This window comes from Natronomonas sp., from assembly GCF_046710025.1.
Lineage (GTDB): Archaea > Halobacteriota > Halobacteria > Halobacteriales > Haloarculaceae > Natronomonas.
The window spans coordinates 1-9,171 of record NZ_JBKEGK010000093.1 but is presented as its reverse complement, the minus strand read 5'-3'; the positions used below and the strand labels follow the sequence as shown (position 1 = coordinate 9,171).

The window sequence follows — 9,171 nt, the reverse complement described above, 5'->3', positions numbered from 1 at the left end:
CTTTCGACAATCGCCTACTCACTTCGGGTCCGCTAGAACGACCGGAGTGCGTCGAGTCGTGCCGCCGGCTCGTCCGACGCCATGGTGTCTCGCGCCCTCTCAAGTCCGGACTCGATGTCAGCCGCATCGCCACGGGCGTGGATCCGAAGGGCGGCGTTGACCGCGACCGCGTCGGCGAATTGGTCGTCGCGCTCGCCACGGAGAATCTCCTCGGTGATCGCCGCTGACTCGGCCGCGACATCGTCGACGCCGAGATCATCGCTTTCGAAGTCCATCCCGTATTTGGGTGTTTCGATCTCGAAGTCGGTCAGTTCGCCGCCGTGATCCCAGACGGCGACCTTCGTGGAGCCGGGACGAACGTCGTCGTACCCCTCCAGTCCCTGGAACATCACGACCCGTTCGACGTCCGAGGTCGTCGACGTGTCGAAGGTGTCGATGATCCGCTTGGCGTACGGCAGGTGATAGAAGCTCCCGAGGTGGACGGACGCGCCGGCGGGGTTTGCAAGCGTCTCGATAGTGTTGACGAAGGTCCGGACACCCATTTTGTCGCGGCGATCCGAGAGCGCGCTGACACCGGGATTGAATTTCGGCTGATAGTAGAACCCGAACCCGACCTCGTCAGCCATCTCGGCCGACTCCTCGGAGGCGAGTTCGGTCCGGACGCCGAGCTCGTCGAGAACGTGCTTGTAGGCGTCCTGTTTTTGCGTCGGCACGCGGTCGCCGGAGTGGACGACCACCGGCGTCCCGGCCGCAGCCGCGACGAGTCCCGAGGCGACCCCGAGTAGAGCGGTCCGGCCCTTCCCGTCGTAGTTCGCCCCGCAGTCGACGGGATCACACTCGGGTTCGGCCGTCTCGACGCCGTCAGCCATCACGTCGATATAGGCGGCGAGTTCCTTTGGGGTGTTGCGCTTCCAGCGGTTCGCGAGCCAGAACGCCCCGAGTGTCGTCTGATCGGGTTCGCCGTCGAGAATCCGCTTGAGGGCCTCGCTCGCCTGCTCGCGCGTCATGTCGTCGGCGGATTTATGACCCGAGCCGACGACCTCGGTCATCAGGCGTTTCAGCGGCCACTCGCCGTATCGTTCCGTCGTTTGTGCCATACAGTAGGTTGTGGCTTATGGGACAAAAACCCGTTCCATCGAGCGGCGGCGAGGCCGTTCGGGACCGACGAAAACTAAACCCCCTATCCCGTACGTTGGACAATGAGCGCGCCGGTCACCGATGACGACGATTGGCGAGCGGATATCGACGCGACCGACGCAGCGATCATCGACGACTACCAGTCGGAGTTCCCGGTCGCAGAGCGGCCGTTCCGACAGGTCGGTGAGGCGCTTGGGATCGACGAGGCGGAGGCGCTCGAACGCGTTGAACGGCTCCGAGGAGCGGGTATATTCCGCCGGTTCGGGGCGGTACTCAACCCACCGGTCATCGGCTCCTCAACGCTGGCGGCGGTTCGCGCGCCGGAGGACCGATTCGACGAGATCGCCGAGGTCATTAACGGTCACCGGCAGGTGAACCACAACTACCGTCGCGATCACGAGTGGAATATGTGGTTCGTCGTCACGGCCGGATCACTCGAGACGCGTGATCGGATCGTCTCTGAGATCGAATCCGAAACCGGCTGTTCGGTGCTGGTACTCCCGATGCTGACGGACTTTTATATCGACCTCGAGTTTCCCGTGGTCAACGGCGATCGCTTCGCCCGGGAGTCGACCGAATCGACCACCGTCGACGCCACGCGGATCTCCGAGACGGCGGCCGCGGATCTCTCGGAACTCGACCGGCGACTCATCCTCGCGATTCAGGAGGGGTTTCCCCTTTCGAAGACTCCCTACCGGGACGTGGCCGCCGCGGTCGACGCGCCCGTCGCAGACATCCTGAGTGCGATCGACCGGCTTTCGGCGAACGGCTGCATCAAGCGAATCGGCTGCGTCGTCAATCACATCGTAACGGGGTTCGACTCGAACTGTATGGTCGTCTGGGACGTTCCCGACGACGACCTCGACGCCCTCGGGGAGGCGGTCGGAGAACTCCCCTACGTGACGCTCTGTTATCACCGTCCCCGGCGCCCCGAACAGGGATGGGAGTACAACCTCTTCACCATGATCCACGGCCGCGACCCTGAGGCGGTCGACGGGAAGATCGACGAGTTGGCGGCCGAACACCTCGCCTTCGAGCACGAACGGCTGTACTCCACCGAGACCCTCAAACAGACCGGCGCGCGCTACGAGGAGATCGTTGGCGGGGAGTGACAGCCGCCGTCGGTTCGCGGTTGCGATCCCGATCGGGACGGGGCCAATCGCCCTGTTGCTGTGGAACAACGCCGCTCACGAGGAGCACACGGGGGCGAGCTGATAGAGGGATACCACCGGATGCGATGGTTTCGCATATAAATTTTCCCATGGGATCGCGCGATTACCGCACGCAAGTATAAAAACCAACACGCGGCTATGTATCCGTATATGGAGTCACGACTGGTCGGCGACGCCGATGGGGAACTCATCGGAGCGCTTCAGGACTTCGACGCCCGGGAGTCGATCCGAGGGATCACGGCGTTCATTGCGGCCGGAAGCGAGCCGACGCCGGAAGCGCTGAACCCGGTGCTGTGTGATCTCTCGACGCCGGTGTTCGGCGGCGTTTTTCCCGAAGTCGTCTACGAGGGCGAAGCGTTCGCCGAAGGCGCGGTAGTCGCCGGCCTCTCCGTCCGCCCGGACGTGACGACGATCACCGGACTCGACGACCCCGAGAGGTCGTTCGGGGCCGCGCTACCCGACGAGGTGGCGCCCGGCCGATCGGCGTTCGTGTTCGTCGACGCCTTCGCCGATCAGATCGGGGCGTTGACCCGGACCCTGTTCAGCAGGTATGGTCTTGAGTACGACTTTGTCGGCGGGGGTGCGGGGACCCTTGAGTACGGCCGACGACAGTGTCTGGTGACCGGTAGGGGGCTCGTGAGGGATGCGGCGGTGTTCGCGACCGTCGAGGCCTCGACCGGCGTCGGCGTCAAACACGGCTGGCAGGACGTTGCCGGGCCGTTTCGGGTCACCGAGTCGTCCGGGCGGACGGTGTCGTCACTCGCGGATCGGCCGGCCTTCGAGGTGTACAAACGCGCCGTCGAGGCGGATTCGGGGCGTGACCTCAACCGGCAGGAGTTCTTCGAGATCGCCAAGTCCTATCCGTTCGGCATCAGCCGCCTCGGGGGTGAGCGAATCGTTAGAGATCCGCACGCGGTCACCGACGACGGCTCGCTTCGATGCTTCGGCGACGTGTCCGAGGGCGAGATGGTACACGTGCTCAATGGCAATCCCGACTCGTTGATCTCGGCTGTAGAGGAGACATACCGAACCGCTACGGCGGATCGGGACGCGACTGGGGATGGGTGTGTCCTGCTTTTCGACTGCATCTCGCGAGTACTGTATCTTGAAGACGACTTCGAGCGCGAACTCGCCGCCGTGGGCGACGACGGTCACCCAGACTTTGGGGCGTTGACCATCGGCGAGATCGCCAACGATGGACGGGGAAATCTCGAGTTCTACAACAAGACCGCTGTTACCGCCATATTCGAGGAGGGCTAATCCGTGGGGCTCTCTGAAACTGAGATTCAAGTGCTCTACGAGATCGCGCTCTCGATCGAACCGGAAGAAGACCTCGAGACGACCGTCGAGAGCGCGATCTCGACGTATCTCACGAAGCTCAACTGCTCTGCCGCCGCTGTTCTCGAGCGGAAAACGGCACCGAGCGGGACTGTCTCACACGAGTTGGTCGGGTCGGTCCCGGAACACGCTCGGATCGCCGACCTCATCGGATCGGTCCGCAAGCGACTCCCCGAGGACGATCGCGCCGAGGCGTTTCCGATCGTCGAATCGCACCCCGACGACCAGTACGTCTATATCATGCGTCTTGAGGGGTTTGGCGTGCTCGTCCTTCGAAAGGACGGCGAGCCACTTCGCGAGCGGGTAGTCTCGGCGTTGCGGCGGGTGAACGACAAGTTGGCGAACGCTTGCAACTGGTGGGTCATCGAGGAACTCGACCGGCAGAACGAGCGGCTCGAACAGATCGTGCGAGCCGTCTCCCACGACCTCCAAAACCCGCTGAGCGTTCTCAACGGCCGTCTGGAACTGGCTCGCGCCGAGACCGACGACGACCACCTCGAGACCGCCGCCGAGATGGTCGACCGGATGGACCGGCTCATCGACGACCTCCTCACGATGGCCAGACAGGGGCGAACGCTCAACGAGACGCGCCCGATCGAACTCAGGACGGCGTTCGAGCGATGTTGGGGCGTCGTCAACACGCCGGGGTCGGAGGCGACCCTCGTCGACGATCCTATTATCGTCGCGGACCCCACCCGGCTTCAGCAGTTGCTGGAAAACCTGCTCGACAACGCCGTCGAACACGGCGGGCCGGAGGCGCGCGTCGAGATCGGATCAGTGGGCGACGAAGGGTTCTACGTCGCCGACGACGGCCCCGGCATCCCGCCCGAGGAGCGGGACGCGGTGTTCGGGTTGGGCCACAGCACGGCGACCGACGGCAGCGGGTTCGGGCTGACAATCGTGCGCGAGATCGCCGACGCGCACGGCTGGGCGCTCCGCGTTACGGAGAGCGCCGAGGGCGGCGCCCGCATCGAGGTCCTCGGCGTCGAAACCGAGCCGTCGGCCTCGGATTCGCAGTCGTGACTCTCGGGTGTAACCACGGGAGCAGTGCCAACAACGTGGAGTAAGACGTATATATAACTCTCCGTCGGGAGCAATGGGACGAAAGCGCTCACGGGCGATGCTAGTCCGCGATCAGGTCCCCGGCAAACGTACGAGTAATTCGTCGAAGTATATACGCAATTGATGATGTATACAAATCACTACCCGTTTTCAGGCCCGGTGAACTCGATGTCGCGCAGCCAGATGACCCAGACGGTGGCGAGCGCGCCGGCGTAACACAGCGCCCAGACGGCGGTCCCGGCAATGTCGTAGCCGGCGCCCGTCAACAGATAGTCCGTCACGCCAGCGACCGAAATCGTCCCCGTGAGCAACACCACGCCCGTGACCCAACCGGGGAGGTCGGCGTCCGCGTCGAGGATCGACATATAGCCTGTAGTCGGGCGGCCGTTTCGAGCCTTCCGGTTTCCGGTGGCGCCGACCGTCACTCGGCGCCGTATCGCTTGAGCTCTTCGACACGTTCGGCAAGACCGTCGAGGCCGTTGTTGATCTCCTCGATGTGCCCGTCGATACCCTCTGCCGGGACGGCTCCGTCCGGCGTCGGGTCGACGAGCCCGTCGTCCTCGAGCATTCGGAGCGAGTACCTCGTTTTGTACTCGTCGATACCGACCTCCTCGGCGATCCCAGCGATCCCAACCGGGTACTGCGAAAGCACGGCCTCCAGAACAAGAAGGTCCCGCTCCTCTTTCCCGAGCTGTCTCGCCAGCCGCTCTATCATTCGAACATCGATACCGACCCGACGGTCAAAACGATGTCGGAGTCTCTCGCGGGCGGGGAACGCCGAGCCACGGCACCGGCCGGTCCCCTCGCAAAAGCTCGCACGCCCCATCGGAGCACGAGGCCGGGGGTGTCGTGAGCAAAAAGCATATCTCCGGGCGGATCTGAGTATATATATCAGGATGAACGAGGTTCAACTCGAGGTCGCGAAGGCGTACCCCAACGACTCCGGGCGGGGGATCGCACGCCTCGATCCCGACACCCTGCTCCACCTCAAGCTGTCGCCGGGTGATATAATCGAGATCGAAGGCGCGGAGACGACGGCCGCGAAGGTCTGGCGGGCCGACCGACAGGACTGGAACACCGACACGGTCCGGATCGACGGCTTCACCAGACAGAACGCTGATGTCGGCATCGGCGAGCGCGTCACAATACGGAAGGCCGAGGCGACGAAGGCCGACAAGCTCGTTCTCGCGCCGCCCGAGGAGGCGTCGGTGCAGTTCGGCTCCGACGCCGCTGGGATGGTCAAACGGCAGATACTCAAACGACCGGTCGTCGAGCGCGACATCGTTCCCGTCATGTCCTCGACGAATCACCCGTTTATGCGCTCACCGGGACAAGCGATCCCGCTCATCGCGGTCGAGACTGACCCGGACGGGGTGTGTCTCGTCACTGAGGACACGGAGGTGGAACTCCGCGAGGAGCCGATCGCCGGCTTCGAGAAGACGGGCGGCGGGATCACCTACGAGGACATCGGCGGCCTCCAAAACGAGATCCAGCGCGTCCGCGAGATGGTCGAATTGCCGATGAAACACCCCCAGATATTCAAGAAGCTCGGCATCGAGCCGCCACAGGGGGTCCTGCTGCACGGCCCGCCCGGTACGGGCAAGACGCTGTTGGCGAAGGCCGTCGCCAACGAGACGTCCGCCTCGTTCTTCTCGATCGCCGGCCCGGAGATCATCTCGAAGTACTACGGTGAGTCCGAACAGCAGTTGAGAGAGATCTTCGAGGACGCGACCGAGGAGTCGCCCTCGATCATCTTTATCGACGAACTCGATTCCATCGCGCCCAAGCGCGAGGACGTGACCGGTGAGGTCGAACGCCGTGTCGTCGCCCAACTGCTGACGATGATGGACGGCTTGGAGTCCCGGGGGCAGGTCATCGTCATCGCGGCGACAAACCGCGTCGACGCCGTCGATCCCGCGCTCCGACGCCCCGGCCGCTTTGACCGCGAGATCGAGATCGGCGTCCCGGACGAGACCGGCCGCAAGGAGATCCTCCAGATCCACACCCGCGGGATGCCGCTGGCCGACGACGTCTCCTTGGACACGATGGCGGATGAGACCCACGGCTTCGTCGGCGCCGACATCGAGAGCCTCACCAAGGAGGCCGCGATGAAGGCGCTTCGCCGGTACCTCCCCGAGATCGACCTCGACGAGGAGGACATCCCGCCGAGTCTCATCGACCGGATGATAATCAAGCGGACGGACTTCCGTAGCGCGCTGAACGAGGTCGACCCTTCGGCGATGCGGGAGGTGCTCGTCGAGTTGCCGAAGATGTCGTGGGACGACGTTGGCGGCCTCACGGACGAGAAAAACCAGGTCAAGGAGTCCGTCGAGTGGCCGATGAACAGCCCCGAAAAATTCGATCGGATGGGGATCAACCCGCCCGCAGGGGTGCTGTTGTACGGCCCGCCCGGCACTGGCAAGACGCTCATCGCGAAGGCCGTTGCCAACGAGACCAACGCGAACTTCATCTCGGTCCGCGGCCCACAGTTGCTCTCGAAGTGGGTCGGCGAGAGCGAGAAGGCTATCAGACAGACGTTCCGGAAGGCCAGACAGGTCGCGCCGACGGTGATCTTCTTCGACGAACTCGACTCGCTCGCGCCCGGACGCGGCGGCGAAGTCGGCTCGAACGTCTCCGAGCGGGTCGTCAACCAGCTGTTGACCGAACTCGACGGCCTCGAGGACATGGACGACGTGATGGTGATCGGCGCAACGAACCGCCCCGACATGATCGACCCGGCGCTCATCCGTTCGGGCCGGTTCGACCGCCTCGTCATGATCGGCGAGCCCGACACGGAGGGTCGCGAGCAGATTCTCCGCATTCACACCGAGGAGACGCCGCTCGCGCCCGACGTGAGTCTCCGCGAGATCGCTGAGATGACCGGCAGCTACGTGGGTTCGGACCTCGAATCGATCGCCCGCGAGGCCGCCATCGAGGCGCTCCGGGAGGACGACGCCGCCGACGCCGTGGAGATGCGACACTTCAGGCAGGCACTTGAGTCCGTCCGCCCGACGATCACCGAGGACATCAGCGAATACTACGACGAAGTCGAAGATCAGTTCCGCGGCGGCAGCCCGGACGGCCGCCAACAGAGCGGCGGCCGGATCGGCTTCCAGTAACGGCCTTTTTCCCCGTTAGCCGCATCGACGGGATTTTGCCCTGGTATCTGCATCGACGGTCTTCGAACGTGATCGCGGTCCCGCGCCGCCGAACCGTCGCCGTTATGACCGGTCCGACCGGCGTTTCGGTATGGTGATTCTACACACCTGCCTGAACGTCTCGGATGTCGAACGATCCGTCGAGTGGTACACGGAGAATCTCGAGTTCGAGGAGTCGTGGGGCTTCGAAACCGAGGACGGCGAGACGGTCAACCGCTACGTCGCCGACGAGGACGGCGTCGAACTCCAGCTTTCGGACACCGAAGGGCAGACCCCGAGCGAGGACGGCGACCAATGGGACCACTTCGCGGTGAAGGTCGACGACGTCGATGCGGCCTTCGAGGCGATCGACCATCACGGCGTCCGAAAGGAGCCGGGAGACCAGCCCGCCGCAGGGGCCAGAACCGCGTTCGTGCTCGATCCCGACGGCCACGCGGTCGAGTTGATCGAGCCGCTCGAGTAACCCGACCTAGTTTTGGATCCGAACCCGGTTGCGGAGTGTCTCGCCGGCGTCGAGCCGCCCCACGTTGTCGGCGACGATGTCCGCGAGGCGCTCGTAATAGTTCGGCGTCGCGCCGGCCGAGTGCGGCGTAATAAGGACATCGTCAAGTCCCCATAGCGGGTGGTCGTCCGGCAGCGGTTCGGGGTCGGTCACGTCGAGGACGGCCCCCCTGATCCACCCACGGCGGAGGGACTCGACGAGGGCGTCTGTCTCGACTACTTCGCCGCGGGCGACGTTGACGAGTACGGCCTCGGGCGGAAGCGTCGCGAGCGCCTCGGCGTCGATAAGCCCACGCGTCGACTCGGTGAGCGGACAACACAGCACGACGAATTCACTTCGCGATAGGGCATCGTGAAGCCGTTCGGGGCCGATCACTTCGTCGGTCGGCCCGCCAGATTCGGGGCTACGGCGCACGCCGACCGTAGTGACGCCGAAGGGGTCGAGCCGCTCGGCGATTCCGGTTCCGATGGCCCCTAGCCCGACGATCGTAATAGTCGAGCCGGCGAGTTCGCCCGGCGAGACCGGTTGCCACTCGTCGGTCCGGGCGGCCTCGTGGAGCCGCCGCGAGAACGCCAGCATCGACCCGATAGCCTGCTCGGCCGCGTTCGGGGTGTGGACGCCGGCGGCGTTCGTCACGACGATATCGTGGTCGGCGAGGGCGTCCAACGGGAGGTGATCCGTGCCGGCGTACGCGCACGCGAACACCCGAAGCGCGTCGGCGCCCGCAAGAATCGACGGGCGAACGTCGAGCCCCGTCGCAACGTCGGCGTCGGCGATCAACTCGCGTTCCTCGTCCGGCGTT

The 9,171-nt window shown here is 64.6% G+C and carries 9 protein-coding genes; 5 read left to right on the top strand and 4 right to left on the bottom strand.

Features of this window, described 5'->3' with window-relative positions:
- Nucleotides 1-32: 32 nt before the first annotated feature.
- On the bottom strand, nucleotides 33-1,097 hold the full coding sequence (locus ACI944_RS07925; protein ID WP_411718514.1) for an anthranilate phosphoribosyltransferase: 1,065 nt from the start codon (nucleotides 1,095-1,097) through the stop codon (nucleotides 33-35).
- 102 nt (nucleotides 1,098-1,199) lie between these two features.
- On the opposite strand from ACI944_RS07925, the gene ACI944_RS07920 reads away from it, so the two are divergent.
- The 3 genes from ACI944_RS07920 to ACI944_RS07910 all read left to right on the top strand — a co-directional run bounded on the left by ACI944_RS07920 (nucleotide 1,200) and on the right by ACI944_RS07910 (nucleotide 4,670).
- Complete coding sequence (locus ACI944_RS07920) at nucleotides 1,200-2,249, top strand: Lrp/AsnC family transcriptional regulator (RefSeq protein ID WP_411718513.1); 1,050 nt, start codon at nucleotides 1,200-1,202, stop codon at nucleotides 2,247-2,249.
- Nucleotides 2,250-2,459: 210 nt separating this feature from the next.
- Nucleotides 2,460-3,569 carry an FIST signal transduction protein gene (locus tag ACI944_RS07915; protein WP_411718512.1) on the top strand — a complete coding sequence of 370 codons (1,110 nt, stop codon included), beginning with the start codon at nucleotides 2,460-2,462 and terminating at the stop codon, nucleotides 3,567-3,569.
- 3 nt (nucleotides 3,570-3,572) lie between these two features.
- Nucleotides 3,573-4,670 carry a sensor histidine kinase gene (locus ACI944_RS07910; RefSeq protein WP_411718511.1) on the top strand — a complete coding sequence of 366 codons (1,098 nt, stop codon included), beginning with the start codon at nucleotides 3,573-3,575 and terminating at the stop codon, nucleotides 4,668-4,670.
- 179 nt (nucleotides 4,671-4,849) lie between these two features.
- Here ACI944_RS07910 and ACI944_RS07905 read toward each other — a convergent pair whose 3' ends face one another.
- Together ACI944_RS07905 and ACI944_RS07900 are read right to left on the bottom strand one after the other, a co-directional pair.
- Nucleotides 4,850-5,074, bottom strand: a complete 225-nt coding sequence (locus ACI944_RS07905) for a hypothetical protein (RefSeq protein WP_411718510.1) — start codon at nucleotides 5,072-5,074, stop codon at nucleotides 4,850-4,852.
- Nucleotides 5,075-5,130: 56 nt separating this feature from the next.
- Nucleotides 5,131-5,424, bottom strand: a complete 294-nt coding sequence (locus ACI944_RS07900) for a hypothetical protein (RefSeq protein ID WP_411718509.1) — start codon at nucleotides 5,422-5,424, stop codon at nucleotides 5,131-5,133.
- A gap of 181 nt (nucleotides 5,425-5,605) precedes the next feature.
- On the opposite strand from ACI944_RS07900, the gene ACI944_RS07895 reads away from it, so the two are divergent.
- On the top strand, nucleotides 5,606-7,828 hold the full coding sequence (locus tag ACI944_RS07895; protein ID WP_411718508.1) for a CDC48 family AAA ATPase: 2,223 nt from the start codon (nucleotides 5,606-5,608) through the stop codon (nucleotides 7,826-7,828).
- Between the two features lie 130 nt (nucleotides 7,829-7,958).
- Nucleotides 7,959-8,330 carry a VOC family protein gene (locus ACI944_RS07890; RefSeq protein ID WP_411718507.1) on the top strand — a complete coding sequence of 124 codons (372 nt, stop codon included), beginning with the start codon at nucleotides 7,959-7,961 and terminating at the stop codon, nucleotides 8,328-8,330.
- Nucleotides 8,331-8,336: 6 nt separating this feature from the next.
- Here ACI944_RS07890 and ACI944_RS07885 read toward each other — a convergent pair.
- Nucleotides 8,337-9,171: D-2-hydroxyacid dehydrogenase (locus ACI944_RS07885; protein ID WP_411718506.1), on the bottom strand; the 835-nt coding region annotated here is incomplete at its 5' end.

Excerpts from the sequence above, each read along its gene's own strand:
- ACI944_RS07905 (WP_411718510.1), bottom strand. The coding sequence starts at position 5,074 with ATGTCGATCCTCGACGCGGACGCCGACCTCCCCGGTTGGGTCACGGGC.
- ACI944_RS07920 (WP_411718513.1), top strand. The coding sequence starts at position 1,200 with ATGAGCGCGCCGGTCACCGATGACGACGATTGGCGAGCGGATATCGAC.
- ACI944_RS07915 (WP_411718512.1), top strand. The coding sequence starts at position 2,460 with ATGGAGTCACGACTGGTCGGCGACGCCGATGGGGAACTCATCGGAGCG.
- ACI944_RS07925 (WP_411718514.1), bottom strand. The coding sequence starts at position 1,097 with ATGGCACAAACGACGGAACGATACGGCGAGTGGCCGCTGAAACGCCTG.
- ACI944_RS07890 (WP_411718507.1), top strand. The coding sequence starts at position 7,959 with ATGGTGATTCTACACACCTGCCTGAACGTCTCGGATGTCGAACGATCC.
- ACI944_RS07900 (WP_411718509.1), bottom strand. The coding sequence starts at position 5,424 with ATGATAGAGCGGCTGGCGAGACAGCTCGGGAAAGAGGAGCGGGACCTT.
- ACI944_RS07895 (WP_411718508.1), top strand. The coding sequence starts at position 5,606 with ATGAACGAGGTTCAACTCGAGGTCGCGAAGGCGTACCCCAACGACTCC.